The following is a 19,350-nucleotide window of genomic DNA, read 5'->3' on the forward strand; positions in this document are numbered from 1 at the left end:
TTTTCTGAAGTAGACAGCGGCGCACTCTAGCAAATCGGCTTCGCTGGCGTCGAACGAGGATAGGGAGATCGAGCGGGGAAGAATTCGGCTGTTACAAACGCAATATCCAGACAGTCAAAAGCCCAATCCGCTGATTGGGCTTTTTTTCAGGGCGGCCATGGGGCTTAGCTCATGGTGCTGTTGCGTTCGATCACACGATCACCACCACCTTCGGCCAGTGTTTGGCCTGGAGTGCGGTCGGAGCCGTCAGCGGCGAGGGTTTGGCCCGGAGTGCGGTCGGAGCCGTCAGCGGCGAGGGTTTGGCCTGGAGTGCGGTCGGAACCATCGGCTGCAAGGGTTTGGCCCGGCGTGCGGTCGGAACCGTCAGCGGCAACCGTTTGACCTTGTGGGGTTTGGTCGTAGCCGTCTTCAGTGATCAGGTTTTTTTCTTTCAGGCGATCGTTACCGCCTTCAGCCAGAGTTTGGCCCGGCGTGCGGTCAGAACCATCGGCAGCGACAGTCTGGCTGAATACCGAGTGGTGATCTTTGGCTTGTGGAGTAGCCTGTTCAGCGGCTGGCAGGGCGAAAGCCGTACTGGCCAGCATGGAGAGGGTAAGACTGAGTAGCAATTGGCGTTTCATGATGAGGTGCTCCGTAGGGGGGCAATAAATTGGGTACGAGGGCAATGCTACTCTCGATAAGTCGATATAAAAGTTCATAAACGCAATGGTAATAATCAACGGAATTGATTGTTCTCTGCAGGCCTTGTAGACCGGGGCTTTGCGGGCGGTGCTTTTGCACCGCGGTGGGTATTTTCGACTCACTCACGCCGCGCAAAAGTGCGGGGCCGGTAACGCTGAGGGCGAGAAGAGAGCGCAAGTGAAGGGGTGGTTGCGGCAAAATCGGTTATTCGATTAAACCTGCCGAGCGTTTTTCAGTCGTAGATTCCATAGCGGGTCGGTTTTGGCCCGGCGTTTCTCATGGGCGTCGCCGTCGGGGCGTTCAGTCGTATCAGGAGCTTTGTGCAATGACGCGCACCCGTAGAATTCTCACCTGGTCCCTGGCCAGTCTCGTTGTATTACTGGCTGTGCTGGTGCTGATCATCGTGTTTTTCGACTGGAACCGGATCAAGCCCCCCCTCAACGCCAAAGTCTCCGAAGAGTTACATCGTCCATTCGCCATCAACGGCAACCTGGCGGTGATCTGGCGTCGCGAGCTCGACGAAGGCGGCTGGCGGGCCTGGGTGCCGTGGCCGCATGTCGTGGCTGAAGACCTGACCCTTGGCAACCCGGACTGGTCGAAAACGCCGCAGATGGCCAGTCTCAAACGGGTTGAGCTGCGCATCTCGCCGTTGGCCTTGCTGGGGCAGCGTGTGGTCATCCCGCGCATCGATCTCACTGAACCCAATGCCAAACTGCAGCGCCTGGCCGACGGGCGTGCCAACTGGGTGTTCAAGTTCGACCCCAAGGACCCGAACGCCGAACCTTCCCCGTGGGTCGTTGATATCGGTGCCATAGGCTTCGACAAGGGCCATGTCACTCTCGACGATCAAAACCTGAAGACGCAGCTCGACTTGTTGATCGACCCGTTGGGCAAGCCGATTCCCTTCAGTGACATCGTCGGTGACAAAGCCGCGAAAAACGCTTCGCAGCGGGGCGCCGCGCCGATGGACTACGCGTTTGGCCTGAAGGCCAAAGGCCAATACCACGGCCAGACACTCGCCGGTCAAGGCAAGATCGGTGGTCTGCTGGCGCTGCAGGATGCGACCAGGCCATTTCCACTTCAGGCACAGGCGAAAATCGGCGATACCAGCGTCGAACTGGCCGGCACCCTGACCGATCCGATGAGCCTGGGCGCTCTGGACTTGCAGCTCAAACTGGCCGGCACCAGCCTGGGTAATCTCTACCCGTTGACCGGCGTTACCTTGCCGGATACGCCGCCGTACGCCACTGACGGCCACTTGATCGCCAAGTTGCATGAGCCTGGCGGGGCGGTGTTCCGTTATGAAGCATTCAACGGCAAGATTGGCGAAAGTGACATCCACGGCGATTTGACTTACGTCGCGGGTCAGCCACGACCAAAGCTCAGCGGCTCGTTGCTGTCTAACCAACTGCTGTTTGCTGACCTGGCCCCACTGATCGGTGCCGACTCCAATGCCAAGCAGAAAGCCCGTGGCGGCGACAGCAAACAGCCGGCGGACAAAGTGCTGCCGGTCGAAGCGTTCAAGACCGACCGCTGGCGCGATATGGATGCCGACGTCGAGTTCACCGGCAAACGCATCGTTCATAGCGAAAAACTGCCCTTCAACGATCTCTACACGCACTTGGTGCTGACCGATGGCGTGCTCAGTCTCGAACCGCTGCGCTTCGGTGTGGCTGGGGGCAACCTGGAGGCGCAGATTCGTCTGAATGGTCACACCGAGCCATTGGAAGGGCGGGCGAAAATCACTGCTCGCGGTTTCAAGCTCAAGCAGTTGTTCCCGACCTTCGAGCCGATGAAAACCAGTTTCGGCGAGCTCAATGGCGATGCCGACATCACCGGTCGCGGCAATTCGGTGGCCGCGTTGTTGGGCAGTGCCAACGGCAACTTGAAAATGCTGATCAACGATGGCGCCATCAGCCGCGAATTGATGGAGTTGGCGGGGTTGAACGTCGGTAACTACGTGGTCGGCAAAATCTTCGGTGACAAGGAAGTGAAGATCAACTGCGCAGCCTCTGACTTCGACATCAAGAATGGTCTGGCGACCACGCGCCTGTTCGTCTTCGATACCGAGAACGCGATCATCTATATCGATGGCACAGCGAACATGGCCACTGAGCAACTGGACTTGACCATCACGCCGGAGTCCAAGGGCTGGCGTTTGATTTCGTTGCGTTCGCCGCTGTACGTGCGTGGCAAGTTCATCAAGCCGGATGCAGGTGTGAAAGCAGTGCCGTTGATGTTGCGCGGGGCCGGGATGGTGGCGTTGGGGGTGATTGCTGCACCCGCAGCGGGGCTGCTGGCGTTGGTGGCACCGAGTGGCGGCGAGCCGAATCAGTGCGCGCCGTTGCTGGAGCAGATGAAATCGGGCAAGGCGCCGGTGACCGTCAAACCGACAAAATAATCGGGTGCCTGCAAGGCCTCGTCGCGAGCAGCTCCCCTGCCGGAGCGAGCCTGCTCGCAATGGCGGATTTGCAGTGACTGCGTCCGGTCTTCATGCCAAGGCATGCCCAGACGCCAGCGCCTCCTCCCTCAACCACGCAAAAAACGCCCGCACCGGTGGATGCCGCTCGCGTCCCGGCACGCATAACGCGCTGTAACCGGCGCCATCCACTTGCACGTCACCGCGATAAGCCAGCAACAATCCGCTGGCCACACTTTCCGACACCAGGATATTGCTCGCCAACACCAGGCCCTGCCCGGCGATGGCCGCTTGCAGGGCGTAATGCTCTTCGTCGTATTCGCGCACGGCGGGTTGGCCGGCCAGCCAGGTTTCGCCGGACTGCGCGCACCAGGCCTCCCAGCCATGGGCATAGAGCTTGGAGTTGTGCCAATGCACGCTGATCAGCGTCGGTGCGCGGGTCGACGCCAGCGCCACCTGTTCTGGCGAGCCGTAGACGCCGAAGGACTCATCGAACAGGCATGAACCATAAAGATGGGGATATGTTTCGAGGCTGTAGCGCACCACCAGATCGACGCTGGCGTCCTGATGCAGGTCGATAACTTCGCAATGGGTGTCCAGGCGTACGTTGATATTCGGGTGCCGGGCATAGAAACGTCCCAGGCGAGGGACCAGCCAAAGGGCGGCGAAAGCAGCGGTGGTGGAGATCGTCAGACTGGTTCCGCTGCGTTGCGGGCGCAGGGTATCGACGCTTTGCGCCACATCGAGAAAAGCACCGTGCAGGCTGCGGAACAGCCGTTCGCCGCATTCAGTCAGGCGCACCCGACGGGGCAGGCGCTCGAACAGCGGCACCCCGAGCCAGGTTTCCAGTGAGCGGATCTGATGGGACACCGCCGTGGGTGTCACTGACAGTTCTTCGGCGGCCGCCTTGAAGCTAAGCAGGCGTGAGGCGGATTCAAAGGCGCGCAAGGCAGTCAGCGGCAACGAAGCAAACATTGATTTCTCCACGGATGAAATGGATTCATCCCGACTGATTTTTGCTCATTTGAATGACTGAGGCAGTCCGCGTCAATCTGCAGCCACTTGTGTTTTCAGTCTAGACCTTGAGGAGATTCAGATGAGTAAAATTCTTGCAGTGCATGCCAGCCCACGGGGTGAACGTTCTCACTCGCGGCGATTGGCCGAGGTGTTTCTTTCGGCGTTGCAGGCGCGCAATCCGCAGGTGCAATTGACTCGCCGGGAAGTGGGTCGGGCGTTGATTCCGCCGGTCAACGAAGCATTCGTGGCTGCGGCGTTTTATCCCGAGCCCGAGGCCCGCCCCTTGTCGATGCAGGCGGATCTGGCGTTCAGCGATGAACTGGTCGGGGAGTTGCTCGGCCACGATGTGCTGGTGATTTCTACACCGATGCACAACTTCAGCGTGCCTAGCGGCCTCAAAGCATGGATCGATCAGATCGTGCGGCTCGGCCTGACCTTCAATCACACGCTGGACAATGGCGTGGCTCAATACGAACCTTTGGTGCGGGGCAAAAAGGCGCTGATCATCAGCAGCCGTGGCGGCTTTGGTTTTGGCCCTGGCGGTGAGCTGGAAGCCATGAACCACGCCGACACGTTACTGCGCACAGTGTTGGGATTCATTGGCATCACCGACGTCACCGTGGTCGCCGCCGAGGGCGAGGAGTCCGAGGCGCGGACCTTCGCGGTGTCCGCCGCCGAGGCCGAACAGCGCTTGCTGGCGCTGGCCAGGGAGTTCTAGATGGCCTGGCTGTTTTTACTGATCGCCGCCGGGTTCGAAGTCACGTTCGCCATGGGCATGAAGTACGCCGAGGGCTTCACCCGGCTCTGGCCATCGCTGATCACCGTGGTGGCGGCGGTGGCCGGGATCTACTTCCTGACCCTGGCCATGCGTGAGTTGCCGGTGAGCATCGCTTACCCGATCTGGACTGCCATTGGTTCGCTGGGCACGGTGTTTCTCGGGTTTGTGTTGCTGGGTGAAAGCCTGACCGCGGTCAAGTTGCTGTCGGTGGGGCTGATCGTGGCGGGAGTGGCGGGACTGAAGTAGGCGGGATGTCATAGACTGGTCGTCGAGTTGTCATGTTCGCTGGCGATGCTTGGCGGGTGTCTTGCATCACGCCTTGCGTCACCTATCGATCACAAGGATGTCCGCCCATGTCGCAAGGTTCTGCCCCGCGTTATCCAATGGTGCTGGTCCCGGGAATGCTCGGGTTTATCCGTCTGGTGCTCTACCCGTACTGGTACGGCATCGTCGAGGCGCTGCGTCGTGGTGGTGCCGTGGTGTTCGCGGTGCAGGTGTCGCCGCTCAATTCCAACGAGGTACGTGGTGAGCAATTGCTGGCGCGGATCGAGGAGATTCTGCGCGAGACCGGGGCCGACAAGGTCAACCTGATCGGCCACAGCCAGGGCTCGCTGACCGCCCGATACGCGGCGGCCAAACGTCCGGACCTGGTCGCCTCGGTCACTTCGGTCGCGGGCCCGAACCATGGTTCGGAGCTGGCCGATTACCTGCACCGGCACTATGCCCATGACAGCCTCAAGGGCCGCTTGCTGAGCTGGTTGTTGCGAGTAATCAATGCCTTGATGTGTCTGCTCGATACCGGTTATCACGGGCCGAAGTTGCCGGTGGACGTTCATGGATCGCACCATTCACTTACCACAGAAGGCGTCGCGCTGTTCAATCAGCGTTATCCACAGGGCCTGCCCGAGACATGGGGCGGGCACGGCCCGGAAGAAGTGAACGGGGTGCGTTACTACTCCTGGTCCGGGACCCTGCAACCGGGCAAGACCGATCGCGGGCGCAACCTGTTCGATGGCACCAACCGCAGTTGCCGGTTGTTCGCCAAAACCTTCGTGCGCGAAGCCGGACATTGCGACGGAATGGTCGGCCGCTACAGCTCGCACCTGGGAACGGTGATTGGCGACGATTTTCCGCTGGATCACTTCGACATCGTCAATCAGTCACTGGGATTGGTCGGCAAGGGCGCCGAGCCGATACGTTTGTTTTTGGAGCATGCGGCGCGGCTGAAAGCGGCCGGGCTTTAGATCGCGTTATCGTTCATCGCGGGCAAGCCACGCTCCCACAGGTTTTGTGTCGGATGTGATTTCTGTGAGCAACCGAAAACCTGTGGGAGCTGGCTTGCCAGCGATGGCGGCAAATCAGGCAACGCTGACCTTGCGGCCTAACACGGTGGTCCAACGCTCGGAAACAATCACCCCACCCAACGTCAATACCCCGCCCACCAAGTGATACAGCGCCAGCTGCTCACGCAGCACCACCGCCGCGATCAGCGCAGTAATCACCGGCAGCAAATTGAAAAACATCACCGTCCGACTCGGCCCCAGGCGCACCACCGCCTGCATCCATGCCAGTGGCGCGACCATCGAAGCCAACAGGCAGGCATACAGCACCAGCGGAATATTGTGCAACGTCGGACCGACTTTCGCTGACGCGAGGAACAGCGGAAACAACACCACTACCGCCACCAGCACCTGCAAGTAAAGCAACACCAGCGGCGGCAATTTCAGCTGCCATTTTTTCAACAGGGTGCTGTAGACCGCGTAGGCCAGCGTTGCCACCAGCATCATCGCGTCGCCCAGGTTCACGCCGTGTTCCAGCAGCAAGCCGAGGCTGCCGGAGGACACCACCACCAACACCCCGGCAAACGACAGCACCGCACCGGCCAGTGCGCCGGCGGTCAGGCGCTGGCCGAGGCTGATGATCGCCATGGCCAGCGACATCAGCGGCATCAAGGACAGGATGATGCCCATGTTGGTGGCTGAGGTCAGGGCCGCGGCGAAGTACGCCAGGCTCTGATAGACCGCCATGCCAAGCACGCCGAGGATGAAAATCTTGCCCAGGTTCGGGCGAATCGCTGGCCAGTGCGCGATCACCGGTTTGAGCATGAAAGGTGTGAACAACAAACCGGCGAGCAGCCAGCGGTAGAATCCGATCTCGGCGGGGAAGATCGCCCCGGCCGACATTTTGGTAATCACGGTGTTGCCGGCCCAGATAAAGATGGCCAACAGGGGATAAGCGTATTGCATCGGGAAAAACCAGAACGTTAATGAAGGGCAATTATCCTCTGTCTGGATACGAGCCTATACTTCAATCCAGACAACCTGCCCCTGAATCCGGACAGCATGACCCGTAAACACATCGACCTGCTGGATTTCAGCGAACTGCCTGCCCCCGTGTATTTCCGCTACGCCGATTTCGATGCGCACCGCTTTGCCTCGGCCCACCGGCATCCGTGGGGCACGCTGGAATACTCGGCACATGGTGTGTTGCACATGGAGATTGGCGGCAGCCGCTTCATGTCGCCGCCGCAGTACGCAGTGTGGGTGCCGCCCGAGACTGAGCACAGCTTTTACAGCCATCAGCCGATCAATTATCGAGCGGTGTGCCTGGCGCCGACGATGTGCGCCGATTTACCGCAACAAGCCTGCACCCTCGCCATCAGCGACATCCTCAAGGCAATCCTCAAGGACTTCGCTGCCCGGGACGTAAAGGTGCCGAGGCAGGAGGCAGACCAACGTCTGGCCCAAGTGCTGGTCGATCAACTGAAGCAGGCGCCGGTGCATGAGTGCTATTTACCCTACGCCCGCAGTGCCGGGTTGCTGAGTATCCTCGAAGCCTTGCAGGCCGAACCCGGGGATAACCGGCCCCTGGCGGATTGGGCCGCGCAGATTCATGTCAGTGAGCGCACCCTGGCGCGGCAGTTCGTGCGTGAGTTGGGCATGAGCTTCGGCGAGTGGCGCCAGCGCGTGCGTTTTCTCGCCGCCATCGAGGCCCTGGACAGCAACCGCAGTGTCCAGGACGTTGCCTTCGACATGGGCTACAGCACCGGTTCGGCGTTTATCGCGATGTTCCAGCGTCAAGCCGGGTGCACGCCGGAGCAGTATCGACGCAGTCATTTGACGAACAGGAAGGTGTAACAGGCGTTGTCTACACTCCAGAGCAAGGCCGTTCCCCTTGGTGCGGCGATAAGGAGAAAACTCCATGCAAATGTTGCGTGCCCCTTTATTGATGATCGGTTTGCTGCTCTGTTCCCAGGGCTTCGCCGCCACTGACCAACAGAACAAGATGACCACCTGCAACGCCGAGGCGACTGCCAAAACCCTCAAGGGCGATGAACGCAAAGCCTTCATGAGCAATTGCCTGAAGGCCACCCCGGCGGCCAACGATGCCGGCAAAGCCTTGACCCCGCAGCAAGAGAAAATGAAAACCTGCAATGCCGATGCCGCCACCAAGGCCTTGAAGGGTGATGAGCGCAAGGCGTTCATGAGCGATTGCCTGAAGAAAAAATAGCCAGAACCCAGACCAAGGTCGCCCCACACAATCCCTAGTGCTGACACCGGATCGCTGGCAGACTGCCAATCCTTTTACGCCGTTCGTTTTGAGGCTGTATGCCAACGTTTTCTCAGCGTCAAGTTTTGCTGGTCATCAGCTGGGTCATTATTTTTGGCGGACTGCTGCTGGTTATCCCGCTGCGATTGCTGCCCAGCCTGCTGGCCGGGTTGCTCGTGTTCGAACTGGTCAACATGCTCACCCCGCAGTTGCAGCGGTTGATCGAAGGGCGCCGTGCGCGCTGGCTGGCAGTGGCGTTGCTGGGGACGTTGATTGTCAGTGTGCTGGCGCTGGTTTTCGCCGGCGCCATCAGCTTCCTGCTGCACGAAGCAGAAAATCCCGGGGCTTCCCTGGACAAATTCATGGGCGTGGTCGACCGCGCACGCGGGCAATTGCCGCCGTTCATCGACGCCTATCTGCCGGCCAGCGCCGCCGAGTTCCGGGTGGCGATTGGCGAATGGATCAGCAAGCACCTCAGCGATTTGCAGCTGGTGGGCAAGGACGCGGCGCACATGTTCGTGACGCTGCTGATTGGCATGGTGCTGGGCGCGATCATCGCCTTGCAGCGCATTCCCGACCTGACCAAGCGCAAGCCGCTGGCCGCCGCACTGTTCGATCGCCTGCACCTGCTGGTCCAGGCCTTTCGCAACATCGTGTTCGCGCAGATCAAGATTTCCCTGCTCAACACTTTCTTCACCGGGATCTTCCTGGCGGTGGTGCTGCCGATGTTCGGCATCAAGCTGCCGTTGACCAAGACCCTGATCGTCCTGACCTTCCTGCTCGGCCTGTTGCCAGTGATCGGCAACCTGATGTCGAACACCCTGATCACCATCGTCGGCCTGTCGCTGTCGATCTGGGTGGCGATGGCAGCGCTGGGCTACCTGATCGTCATCCACAAGCTCGAGTACTTCCTCAACGCGCGCATCGTCGGCGGGCAGATCAGTGCCAAGTCGTGGGAGTTGCTCTTGGCGATGCTGGTGTTCGAGGCCGCGTTCGGCCTGCCGGGTGTGGTGGCGGGGCCGATCTACTACGCGTATCTGAAGAGTGAGTTGAAGCAGGTGGGGATGGTGTAACCCCGCCCGATCATTCCCACGCTCTGCGTGGGAATGCATCCCGTGACGCTCCGCGTCACAGCCTCAACAGCGGACGCAGAGCGTCCATGGCGGCATTCCCACGCAGAGCGTGGGAACGATCATTAACTCGGTTCTGGATCAGCCCATCGGGCCGTAGCGTTTTGCAGCCTCGATCGCCAGACCGCTGCCGATGCTGCCAAAGATGTTGCCTTCCACATGCCGCGCATTCGGCAACATCGCCGAGACGCTGTTGCGCAGTGCCGGGATGCCGCTCGAACCACCGGTAAAGAACACCGTATCCACCTGATCGACCCGCACATCGGCGTCCGCCAGCAACTGGGTGACGCTGTTGCGCACGCGTTCGAGCAGGTTGTCGATGGCCGATTCGAACAGGGCGCGACTCAGCTCCACGCTCAACCCGGCTTCGATGCGGTCCAGCGGCACATGGCGGCTGTCGGCGTGGGTCAACTGAATTTTGGTTTCTTCGACTTCCATTGCCAGCCAGTGCCCGGCGCGCTGCTCGATCAGCTTGAACAGGCGATCGATGCCGCCGGTGTCTTCGATGTCGTAGCGCATGCTGCCCAGGGCCAGGGTCGACTTCTGCGAGTACACCGAGTTAATGGTATGCCAGGTCGCCAGGTTCATATGGTGGCTGGTCGGCATGTAGGCGCCGCTCTTCATGCGGCTGCCGTAGCCGAACAATGGCATCAGGCCTTGCAGGCTCAGTTGTTTGTCGAAGTCGGTCCCGCCGATGTGCACGCCGCCGGTGGCGAGGATGTCATCGTGACGGTTGTCGTGGTTGCGGCGTTCCGGGGACAGGCGCACCAGCGAGAAGTCGGAAGTACCACCGCCGATGTCGACGATCAGCACCAACTCTTCTTTTTCGATGGTCGACTCGTAGTCGAACGCCGCGGCAATCGGTTCGTACTGGAACGAGACTTCCTTGAAACCGATGGCGCGGGCCACGTCCACCAGCGTGTTTTCCGCTTCCTGGTCAGCCATTTCGTCGTCGTCGACGAAGAACACCGGACGACCCAGCACCACTTCTTCGAATTCCCGACCGGCGGTGGCTTCGGCACGCTTCTTCAACTGGCCGATGAACAGCCCGAGCAGGTCCTTGAACGGCATCGCCGTGCCCAGGACACTGGTGTCGTGCTTGATCAGCTTGGAACCCAGCAGGCTCTTGAGCGAGCGCATCAACCGGCCTTCGTAGCCTTCCAGGTACTCGTGCAGCGCCAGCCGGCCGTACACCGGGCGGCGTTCTTCGATGTTGAAGAACACCACCGACGGCAGGGTGATCTTGTCGTCCTCCAGCGCGATCAGCGTTTCCACGCCGGGACGCAGCCAGCCGACAGTGGAGTTGGACGTGCCAAAATCGATACCAACGGCACGGGCTGGAGATGCGTTGTTCATGTCTTTCAAGTTCCGGTTAAAAAACGGCCGCGCAGTGTATGTCAGTGCGGCACAGAATCGAAGGCCGACTATCCGCTAAATCTTGCCTTTCGGCGCCTTGAAAGATGCGTCGGCACCCCCAAACTACCCTGCATCAACCGGACAGCCTGGGGCAACCGCAAGAAGCCCCGCCCGCTGCCGATAAACTTCTGATGCGCTGCCCGGTCACAACCTTGAGATTGGTCAAGCCCTGCGCTGCAAACAGGCGCATGCTGTGGCAGGTAGCGCGATTTCGATAACGGATGGTGATTCGAGCGATGGACTTCAAAGACTATTACAAGATTCTCGGCGTGGAGCCGACGGCAGACGACAAGGCGATCAAGGCCGCCTATCGCAAGCTCGCCCGCAAATACCACCCCGATGTCAGCAAGGAAAAGGACGCCGAGGCCAAGTTCAAGGACGCCTCTGAAGCCTATGAAGCCCTGAAAAGCGCCGACAAGCGTGCCGAATACGACGACCTGCGCCGTTATGGCCAGCATGGCCAGCCGTTCCAGGGACCACCGGGCTGGCAGAGCCGTGGCGGTTTCGGTGGCGGTGGTCAGGACACCGGCGATTTCTCGGATTTCTTCAGTTCGATCTTCGGTAACCGTGGCCCCGGTTTCGGCGCTGGACAGTCGCGTCGCAGCAGCGGACGCAGAGGGCAAGACGTGGAAATGGAACTGGGGATTTTTCTTGAAGAAACCCTCTCGAACGAATCGAAGAAGGTCACTTTCCAGGTACCGCAATACAACGCCGCCGGCCAGCACGTCAGCAATACCCCGAAAAGCCTGAATGTGAAGATTCCCGCCGGCGTGAGCGACGGCGAGCGCATCCGGCTCAAGGGCCAGGGCGCACCGGGTGTCGGTGGTGGTGCCAATGGCGATCTGTACCTGACCATTCGGTTTGCGCCGCATCCGAAATTCGACGTCGAAGGCGAGAACCTGATCATCACGTTGCCCCTGGCACCGTGGGAGTTGGCGCTGGGCACTGAAGTGGCGGTGCCAACGCTGACCGGCAAGATCAACCTCAAGGTCCCGGCCGGCAGCCAGAATGGCCAGCGCATGCGCGCCAAGGGCCACGGCCTGCTGAACAAAGCGGGCGAGCGCGGTTACCTGTTCGTGCAATTGAAGGCCGTCATGCCGAAAAAATCGGACGATGACATCAAGGCCTTGTGGCAGGAACTGGCGAAGAAAGCCGCCTTCGACCCGAGAGAAAATTTCTGATCCCCGAGACGGAGTAGCCCATCATGAGCAACCCCCTGATCGTTCAACTGGACCTGGCAGAATTCTGTGAGGCGACCGATTTGTCGGACGTCTACGTGATCGAAATCGTCGAGCACGGCATCCTCGAACCTCAGGGCACCGTGCCCAGGGACTGGCGTTTCACCGATTACGAACTGACCCTGGCCAAACGCGCCGCCAAGCTGCGGCGCGATCTGGAGCTGGACTGGGAAGGCGTCGCCCTGGCGCTGGACCTGTTGGAAGAGGTCCAGCAACTGCGGGCAGAGAACCGGATGTTGAAGCAGCGGTTGGGGCGGTTGGTGGTTGAATAGGTGTTCGTAGAGGGCCTGTCTTGGCCGATCCCCGCGCCGACCGTCACAAATGCCTGGGCAACACCACCGTAAACAACGTGCCATCGGCCTCATTGGAAGTGACGTCGATCGTGCCCTTATGGGCATCGACCACTTCCTTGACGATAAACAAGCCCAACCCAAGACTGGTGGTGGGCTCGCCGAGCTCTTCGCTGGCGCTGCGTACCAGCGGGTCGAATATCGTCGGGATCGCGTCGGCGGGAATCGGGATTCCGTCATTGTGCACCGTCAGTTGGACGCTGTTTTGCTCCCCCCTGATCGTCACGGTCACCTGGCGTTTGTCCGAGCCATGCTGGAGCGCGTTGCCGATCAGGTTTTGCAGCATTTGATCCAGCCGTCGCGAGTCCCACACGCCCTTGGTGTCTCCGAGAATATTCAGGATCGGATCACATTCCGGTTGCGCGGCACATGCCCGGGCAATGGCTTCCTGTGCCGTTTCGGCCAGGTCCATGGGCGCGGGCTCGATGGGCAGGCTCTTGCCCAGACGGCTGCGCACCAGTTCCAGCAAGTCGTTGACCATCATCACCATGTGCCCGGTGCCGCGTTTGATGTTGCCCGCGCATTTCAACGCATCACCTTCGAGGGCGGCTTTACGCAGCAGCATTTCAGTAGACATGCTCACCGCTTGCAAAGGTGAACGCAGGTCGTGGCCGAGGACGGCGAGGAAAATGTCCCGCGAGCGATTGACCCTTTCGGCATAGGCGGCCGTGGACTCGGCCAGGGCTTCGTCGATGGCTTCATTGAAACGAATCATGTCCTGGAAATAGGTCATGTCGGGGGACTCGAGGCTGTCGACCCACAGACGGATCACACAGGCGCGCAAGTGGCGAAATTCGCTGGTCATCTGCACCAGATCGAAACCCACGGTGTGACGCAGTTCGCCGTGACTGGCGCCGGCCTCATCCAGGCTCGGAGTTTTTTCCGGGCCTTCGCCTTTGGCCTTGGCCGCTTGTTCATCGGGCGTTTGAGGCTTGCTCATGTCCCGAGCGGCGGCCAGCAGGATCGCCCTCGAATGGTCGCGTAGCGCGGCGCTGTCCATAAGATCGGCCGCGGGGGTGATGGTTTCGGCGAACAGTTCCCATTCATCGACGATTCGATCAACGTTCAGCACGATGAACTCGGAAAGACGCATGGCAATTTCCTGAACATGAACAAGGGAGACCGATTCGAATAGTAGCCCCTTTGGCGAGAAATACACGACCGCTCATGCCGAGGCAAAACCCGTCGACATCGCCCCGCCGAAATCGGGCCTGTGAATGACAATCGAGCGATCGAGGGCATTTCCGGGCTAATAAGAGCATGTCGCCGGCGGCGGGCATAGTTGGCAGGCGTGTGGTGTTATTTATATATGTGCAACTCTTTGATGTTCGAAGGGTTATTCAGTTTTATCCAGAGGAGTTCAGCAGGTTTTTAGTCTTTTGTTTTATGTCTGGCGGCTTAAGCTGAAGGCTTCTCGGGTTGTTCTGGATTGTAAGTCAATGGATGAGTTACAGAATATTAATGAAGTTTCAAGTTCGTCGTTGTCACCGGCGCAAAACAACGGTGTTCATTATGAGCGTATTGTTCAGGTGCTTCCGCCCGCCATAAAAACGGCGCCGCCAGCGAGGGTATCGAGGCTTGCCAGCACCACGGTCTCGACACCGGGTTGGTACCTGAAAGCTTCCGCCGTCGATCGGCAATACCTCAAGGAGTTGATCGACAAGCGCTGGCTGTTGCAGCGACTGGTGGAGGCGCCGTTGCAAGACCTGCAACAGGACATCAGAGCGTTTGCCAAACCCTTGCTGTCCCAGTTGATCAGTTCAAATTTCAACAGCCATGACGACGTCAGCCAGTTGACCCTGAAGTTGTATGTGCCGGACAGAATCATCTTCGGTATCGATCGCGGTGCCAGCCATTTACGTGAGTCCACCTTGTTGGACGCGGCGCTGCATAACTTCGAAGAGCCGGAAACCGCCGCTGATTATTTCAGGAGTGGTTCCGGTGTTTACCGCAGCGACTTGCGAGGGGAGCCGTCGCTGATACCGTCGATGTCAGTCAGCAAAATCGCCAGGCTGTGTCGCCGGCTGGACGTCGGCGCCCAGTATCAAAACCATCTGAAATCCCTGCTGCTGCCGGCCGACACGCAGCAAAGGCAGGTGCTGGAGCAGCGCGGTGCGGCCAGTGAGAAAGCGGCGTTTGAACTGGCTTCACTGATTGCCCTGTTGAAAGACGATATCAGTTCGTATGCCTACGGTGTCCTGCGTGATGTTCGCGACAATAAAAGCGCCATCAGTTTCCATCACCGACCGCTGCATCGACATCGGCTGTCCCTGATGGGCTTTTCGCTGCACGGTGTGGTGTTGTTCAGCGCCGAGGGCGACGGCGGCAAAATCCAGGCTGCCGTGGAGGCCCTGGCGCCTGATGAGCGTGCTGCCTGGCTTAACCTGTCAAGCATGTTATCGGTGGTATTGCCAGGCAACGACATCGACAAGTTCAAACTGCTGCAGGCGTTTTTCGCCAACGGCCCTACCGGGGTCAGCGAAGAGATGCTGCGCCAGCGGGACATCTATAAACAAAACCGCTTGAGCGGCCCGGTGATTGCCTATGTACCGGACGACCCAGTGCACCCTTTGAAAGAATACGCTTCGCTGACGGACTTCATGAAAGTGCTGATCAGCCAGCTGCGTGAGCCGGACTATCAGGCATTCTTCAGCCGTTTCGTGGCGCAGAAAGACAAGGGCCGGTTCTTTGCCCGGGTCAGGGAACGGCTGAGCCGGATAACCTGGCAGCAACGCGAACCGCTGGACATGGGGCCATGGTGGCGGGAAACCGCGGTCGAGAATCCGAATGCCGAGCCCGTCACCCACCGGCTGTCCGGTGAGCTGTGGGCACAGCTGTACCGACTAAAACGTGACAAGGCGATCAGCGATGCTCGGGTCATCGCGGTGCCGACCGGCGATGAAGACGCCACCACCCGCTGGAAACGCCTGACCAGCTATCTGGACATTGGCTGGAACCTGTTCAACTTTACCGCGATGCTGGTTCCAGGGCTGGGCGAAGCCATGCTGGCGTTGATGGTGGCGCAGATTGGCGAAGAGCTGCTGGAGGGAATCGAGGACTGGAGCAAGGGCGATCGGGACGAAGCATCGACGCACATCAACTCGGTCTTGATCAACTTTGCGCAACTGGCCTTGATGGCCACCGGGCATGTCTTGCCCAGCGGCGCCCGGGTGGCGGTCACACCCAGCCCGATGATCGACAGCCTCAAACCGGTGGAGCTGCCCGATGGCAAGACCCGCCTCTGGAAACCGGATCTGGCGCCTTATGAGCAGTCGGTGATGCTGCCGGCGGAGGCCAAGCCCAATGATCTGGGGATTTATCAGTACAACGATCAGCAGTGGCTGCGCCTGGAGAAAAAGCATTACCGGGTGCGCCAGGACCCGGTGACGGGCGAGCATCGTCTGCAGCATCCGACCCGGCCAAGCGCCTATCAGCCCAGGGTGGAGCACAATAATGCCGGCGCCTGGAAAGCTGAAACCGAGCACCCCTTGAGGTGGGACGCGACTCAACTGATGTCTCGCCTGGACAACTCACTGGATAATTACTCGGCATCTACCCTGGCCAAGATCCAGCAAGTGAGCGGCGTTGAAGAGGGGCTGTTGCGCCGGTTGCATGTTGAACATGAAACGCCGCCTGCGCTGTTGCGCGATACGTTGACACGTTTCAATACCTATGCGGACGCGCAACGCTATCCCGAGCAAATCCTGTCGGATCAGGTGTCGGAGGAAATGTCCGGTTTTCTGCCGGCGACGCTGGTTGAGCTGCCGCGCTGGCCGGAGTCCCGGGCCCTGGAGGTGTTTGAACGCGATGACCGCACCGGTGCGTCCGTCAAACATGGCAACACCCTGGCCGCTGAGCCACAGACCCTCAAAATCAGCCGCTCGGAGTTGGTGGCCGGGAAACTGCCTGAACGGGTGATTGAGTCGCTGGACACGGCTGAACTTCGCGAGATGCTGGGTGCGAAGGTCGCCAATGACACGTCCTCACGGATCGACGCGCTGCGCAGTCGCCTGGCCATGCAGGCGCGCAAGCAACAAAAGCGTCTGTTCGACGCACTCTACAAGAGCCGCGATGTGTCCGGCAGCGCGCAAGTGCGTTTGCTGGTGGATGATTTTGCGCAGCTGCCCGCCAGCGTCGCGCAAGAATTACTCGAGAGTGCCGAGCCCACGGATCTGCAGCATCTGACCGAGAAACGCCGCCTGCCGCTGCGTTTGCGCCGGCAGGCCCGCCTGGCGCAGGAGCACGTGCGCTTGAACCGGGCCTATGAGGGGCTTTACCTCGATGAACTGGTAAGTGCCGATACCCGCCGGCTCGAACTCGCCACGCTGGCCAGCCTGCCCGGTTGGTCGACGCAAGTGCGGATCGAAATTCGTCACCTGGGATTTTCCGGGGATTTGCTCGCCAGCGTGGGGCCGGCGCAGGCACCGATCCGTAAGGTGCTGGTGCTGGAGGAAGATGGCCTCTACCAGGCGCGTGACGCAAATGATCACCACTTGCACGGTACCGACGACCTCTATGCTTCGGTGCTGCATGCGCTGCCTGACAATGAGCGCAACGCACTGGGTTATGACATTCACGAAAATGCACGGCTCAAGGAAGCGGTGCGGCGTTCGCCACTGAGCCATGAGCAGTTCGAGCCGATTCTGCTGGAGCAGCCGATCCGTAAACCGTTGTACGACCTGCAAGCCATGCGTTTGCCAGGTGGAATGTTGGGGTATTTGCGTGAACTCGTTGGCGGGCGTGCTGAGCAAAGTCCGCAGGCGCGGATACGAAGGCTCTATCCCGCTTTCACGGAGCAAGAGTCCACTGCGTTGCTGGAGCGTTTCAACCGTCAAGGGATACTGGCCGACCTGCAGCTTGAAGCACTTGAACTTGAATTCGAACGGTTGAGCTCAACGCTCAAGCGATGGGTGAACTCGCCGACCCGGGATTTCCGTTTTAGCCCCAGTGGCTTCGACGAACGGAACGCGAGGAGTCAGTTCGCCCGCAAGATCAGGCAATGCTGGCAACGCACGGGGCCAAAACAGTTCGACTCATTCGGCAATGTGATTGGAGAGAAACTGGACTTGAGCAGCTTTCCTCTGAACCTGCATTTCAAAAACATGCCGGCGCTGGAAGGCAATTTCGACCATGTCACTTATCTGAAGATGTTCAACTGCGGCGTGACCGATGCGCAACAATCCTTTCTTCAGCCGTTTCGCAAGTTGCGCGCCCTGGACCTTGGCAACAATCGACTGACGGCTTTGCCGCGACACATCGCCCAGATGCCGCACCTCAATTTCCTCGAGCTCTCGGGCAACCGGATTGTGCTGATGGCCTCCGATGTCGACGTGCTCGGTCGCTGCACGAAGCTGCAAACCCTGGGGCTGGCAGGAAACCCGTTGGGTCTGCTGCCGAACATCAGTCGCATGCCCGACCTGCATACGCTGCTGCTGTACGACACCGGCGCGACCACGTGGCCTGCGGGACTGTTCGACCTTCCACGCCCCCGGCATATCCATCTGGACCTGCAACGCAACGTGCTTACGCACATACCCGAAGTCACCCCGGGTTCGGTCGATGCAGAGTTACTGGCGCGTACGTTGCTCAGCCGCCAGCCGCCCTTCATGTCAGCCGAAAACCTGGAACGGCTCAAGGAGTACATCAGGTCGACAGGGCTGGACCCCGATCGCCCGTACCCTCCCCGGGGCGTGCGTGACACCCTGCAATGGCAGCAAGGCATTACCTTTGACCAATGGGTACAAAATCAAATGCTCTGGGATGCGCTTGAAGATGAGTTCAACTCGCACGGTTTCTTCGACGAGATCAGGCGCCTGACCCAATCGGCAGACTTCACCGCGGGCGGCGCCTATCGAACCGATCTGACGGCCAAGGTGTGGCGAATGATCGAGACCATGGCGAGGGACGCTGAGCTGCGCACAAAATTTTTCAGCGAAGCGTCGATGCGTACCCAATGCGTGGATGGCGCGACCCAGCTGTTCAATGTTCTGGGGGTCGATGTGCTGGTCCAGGAAGCCCTCGAACTGGGCAACGCCAGTTTGATCGAAACGCAGTTGGTCGAATTGGCCCGGGGCAAGAGCCGCCTGGATGAAATCGAGCGAATCGCCCGTCGTCATATCATCGACCGCGAAGCCGCGGGCGAGCGTTTTCGACGCATCGATGAGGAAGGCAATGTGACCGGAACCATCGATGAGGTCGAGGTCCATCTCGCCTTCATGACGGACCTGGCGGAGCGCCTTGACCTGCCCTGGCAGGCGCGCGGTATGCAGTTTCGCCAGATCGCAGGCGTTACCAGTGAAATGATCGAGGACGCCTACCAGCGGGTCCTGGGACTGGAGGAGGGCGATCTGCTGCGTGATTCGATTGCCGAGCAGCCGTTTTGGCGGACCTATGTGCAGCGCTCGAATCGCGCACGGTTCAGGGTCTTTGATCGCAAGACGGAAGCGACGACCGAGTTCAAGGTCGCTCTGGATGATCGTGCCGCCGGTTCGGACCTGACGCTCAAGGAAAGAGAGAAGCTGAAGGAAGACATCAGGGTGCTGGCCGCGGAACTCGGTAAACCTGAAAGCGCCTTCGGGCCGGAGAAAGTCGTGACCGATGAAGTGTTTGCCGCAGAGCTTGACCTGATCAGGGACGAGCGCGAAACCCTCCTCAAACAATTGACTCAGCAAGCCATGGACCGGGCAAAACTGCGCCGGGTTGAACCGCCTGCCTTTACGCTCGAGACCACTGACTGACACGGTTCTGTTCTTCGATGTGAAGGCGCAACCAG

15 protein-coding genes are annotated in these 19,350 nt (G+C 59.8%); 10 read left to right on the plus strand and 5 right to left on the minus strand.

Going from position 1 to position 19,350, the window contains the following annotated elements; all coding sequences use genetic code 11:
- Positions 1-164 precede the first annotated feature (164 nt).
- A complete protein-coding gene (locus ASD60_RS02215; protein WP_056852412.1) occupies positions 165-620 on the minus strand; it encodes a hypothetical protein in 456 nt (151 codons plus the stop codon).
- A 386-nt stretch (positions 621-1,006) separates the two neighbouring features.
- Between ASD60_RS02215 and ASD60_RS02220 the strand changes: the two genes are divergently transcribed.
- Positions 1,007-3,082, plus strand: coding sequence for an AsmA family protein (locus ASD60_RS02220; RefSeq protein ID WP_056852413.1), 2,076 nt, complete (start codon positions 1,007-1,009; stop codon positions 3,080-3,082).
- A 90-nt stretch (positions 3,083-3,172) separates the two neighbouring features.
- On the opposite strand, the gene ASD60_RS02225 is transcribed toward ASD60_RS02220, so the two are convergent.
- Entirely contained in the window at positions 3,173-4,087 is a 915-nt protein-coding gene (locus tag ASD60_RS02225) for a LysR substrate-binding domain-containing protein (RefSeq protein ID WP_162250566.1), read from the minus strand.
- Between the two features lie 109 nt (positions 4,088-4,196).
- On the opposite strand from ASD60_RS02225, the gene ASD60_RS02230 reads away from it, so the two are divergent.
- The 3 genes from ASD60_RS02230 (at position 4,197) to ASD60_RS02240 (ending at position 6,139) form a co-directional block, all read left to right on the plus strand.
- Entirely contained in the window at positions 4,197-4,835 is a 639-nt protein-coding gene (locus ASD60_RS02230) for an FMN-dependent NADH-azoreductase (protein WP_056852415.1), read from the plus strand.
- A complete protein-coding gene (locus tag ASD60_RS02235) occupies positions 4,836-5,141 on the plus strand; it encodes a DMT family transporter (protein WP_056852416.1) in 306 nt (101 codons plus the stop codon). It begins immediately after the preceding gene.
- Between the two features lie 107 nt (positions 5,142-5,248).
- Complete coding sequence (locus ASD60_RS02240; protein ID WP_056852417.1) at positions 5,249-6,139, plus strand: esterase/lipase family protein; 891 nt, start codon at positions 5,249-5,251, stop codon at positions 6,137-6,139.
- Between the two features lie 114 nt (positions 6,140-6,253).
- Here ASD60_RS02240 and ASD60_RS02245 read toward each other — a convergent pair whose 3' ends face one another.
- A complete protein-coding gene (locus ASD60_RS02245; RefSeq protein ID WP_056852418.1) occupies positions 6,254-7,141 on the minus strand; it encodes a DMT family transporter in 888 nt (295 codons plus the stop codon).
- A gap of 96 nt (positions 7,142-7,237) precedes the next feature.
- Between ASD60_RS02245 and ASD60_RS02250 the strand changes: the two genes are divergently transcribed.
- From ASD60_RS02250 to ASD60_RS02260, 3 genes are all read left to right on the plus strand, one after another.
- On the plus strand, positions 7,238-8,032 hold the full coding sequence (locus ASD60_RS02250) for an AraC family transcriptional regulator (RefSeq protein WP_056852419.1): 795 nt from the start codon (positions 7,238-7,240) through the stop codon (positions 8,030-8,032).
- A 64-nt stretch (positions 8,033-8,096) separates the two neighbouring features.
- Positions 8,097-8,405 carry a PsiF family protein gene (locus ASD60_RS02255; protein ID WP_056852420.1) on the plus strand — a complete coding sequence of 103 codons (309 nt, stop codon included), beginning with the start codon at positions 8,097-8,099 and terminating at the stop codon, positions 8,403-8,405.
- Positions 8,406-8,503: 98 nt separating this feature from the next.
- On the plus strand, positions 8,504-9,517 hold the full coding sequence (locus ASD60_RS02260) for an AI-2E family transporter (RefSeq protein WP_056852421.1): 1,014 nt from the start codon (positions 8,504-8,506) through the stop codon (positions 9,515-9,517).
- Positions 9,518-9,655: 138 nt separating this feature from the next.
- Here the strand turns inward: ASD60_RS02260 and ASD60_RS02265 are convergent, their stop codons facing one another.
- Positions 9,656-10,930 (minus strand): Hsp70 family protein, encoded by a 1,275-nt coding sequence (locus tag ASD60_RS02265; protein WP_056852422.1) that lies wholly within the window; start codon positions 10,928-10,930, stop codon positions 9,656-9,658.
- 296 nt (positions 10,931-11,226) lie between these two features.
- Between ASD60_RS02265 and ASD60_RS02270 the strand changes: the two genes are divergently transcribed.
- Together ASD60_RS02270 and ASD60_RS02275 are read left to right on the plus strand one after the other, a co-directional pair.
- A complete protein-coding gene (locus ASD60_RS02270; RefSeq protein WP_056852423.1) occupies positions 11,227-12,171 on the plus strand; it encodes a DnaJ C-terminal domain-containing protein in 945 nt (314 codons plus the stop codon).
- Positions 12,172-12,194: 23 nt separating this feature from the next.
- A complete protein-coding gene (locus ASD60_RS02275; RefSeq protein WP_056852424.1) occupies positions 12,195-12,500 on the plus strand; it encodes a chaperone modulator CbpM in 306 nt (101 codons plus the stop codon).
- A 43-nt stretch (positions 12,501-12,543) separates the two neighbouring features.
- Here ASD60_RS02275 and ASD60_RS02280 read toward each other — a convergent pair whose 3' ends face one another.
- The gene (locus ASD60_RS02280; RefSeq protein WP_056852425.1) at positions 12,544-13,671 is read right to left on the minus strand and encodes a sensor histidine kinase; all 1,128 of its coding nucleotides are present in this window, start codon (positions 13,669-13,671) and stop codon (positions 12,544-12,546) included.
- A gap of 346 nt (positions 13,672-14,017) precedes the next feature.
- Between ASD60_RS02280 and ASD60_RS02285 the strand changes: the two genes are divergently transcribed.
- Positions 14,018-19,315, plus strand: a complete 5,298-nt coding sequence (locus ASD60_RS02285) for an NEL-type E3 ubiquitin ligase domain-containing protein (protein ID WP_056852426.1) — start codon at positions 14,018-14,020, stop codon at positions 19,313-19,315.
- Positions 19,316-19,350: the final 35 nt, after the last annotated feature.

This window comes from Pseudomonas sp. Root562, assembly GCF_001427125.1.
Taxonomy (GTDB): domain Bacteria; phylum Pseudomonadota; class Gammaproteobacteria; order Pseudomonadales; family Pseudomonadaceae; genus Aquipseudomonas.

What these genes read in the sequence shown, in the direction of transcription:
- ASD60_RS02215 (WP_056852412.1), bottom strand. Translation starts at nt 620, where the DNA reads ATGAAACGCCAATTGCTACTCAGTCTTACCCTCTCCATGCTGGCCAGT.
- ASD60_RS02220 (WP_056852413.1), top strand. Translation starts at nt 1,007, where the DNA reads ATGACGCGCACCCGTAGAATTCTCACCTGGTCCCTGGCCAGTCTCGTT.
- ASD60_RS02230 (WP_056852415.1), top strand. Translation starts at nt 4,197, where the DNA reads ATGAGTAAAATTCTTGCAGTGCATGCCAGCCCACGGGGTGAACGTTCT.
- ASD60_RS02235 (WP_056852416.1), top strand. Translation starts at nt 4,836, where the DNA reads ATGGCCTGGCTGTTTTTACTGATCGCCGCCGGGTTCGAAGTCACGTTC.
- ASD60_RS02240 (WP_056852417.1), top strand. Translation starts at nt 5,249, where the DNA reads ATGTCGCAAGGTTCTGCCCCGCGTTATCCAATGGTGCTGGTCCCGGGA.
- ASD60_RS02245 (WP_056852418.1), bottom strand. Translation starts at nt 7,141, where the DNA reads ATGCAATACGCTTATCCCCTGTTGGCCATCTTTATCTGGGCCGGCAAC.
- ASD60_RS02250 (WP_056852419.1), top strand. Translation starts at nt 7,238, where the DNA reads ATGACCCGTAAACACATCGACCTGCTGGATTTCAGCGAACTGCCTGCC.
- ASD60_RS02255 (WP_056852420.1), top strand. Translation starts at nt 8,097, where the DNA reads ATGCAAATGTTGCGTGCCCCTTTATTGATGATCGGTTTGCTGCTCTGT.
- ASD60_RS02260 (WP_056852421.1), top strand. Translation starts at nt 8,504, where the DNA reads ATGCCAACGTTTTCTCAGCGTCAAGTTTTGCTGGTCATCAGCTGGGTC.
- ASD60_RS02265 (WP_056852422.1), bottom strand. Translation starts at nt 10,930, where the DNA reads ATGAACAACGCATCTCCAGCCCGTGCCGTTGGTATCGATTTTGGCACG.
- ASD60_RS02270 (WP_056852423.1), top strand. Translation starts at nt 11,227, where the DNA reads ATGGACTTCAAAGACTATTACAAGATTCTCGGCGTGGAGCCGACGGCA.
- ASD60_RS02275 (WP_056852424.1), top strand. Translation starts at nt 12,195, where the DNA reads ATGAGCAACCCCCTGATCGTTCAACTGGACCTGGCAGAATTCTGTGAG.
- ASD60_RS02280 (WP_056852425.1), bottom strand. Translation starts at nt 13,671, where the DNA reads ATGCGTCTTTCCGAGTTCATCGTGCTGAACGTTGATCGAATCGTCGAT.
- ASD60_RS02285 (WP_056852426.1), top strand. Translation starts at nt 14,018, where the DNA reads ATGGATGAGTTACAGAATATTAATGAAGTTTCAAGTTCGTCGTTGTCA.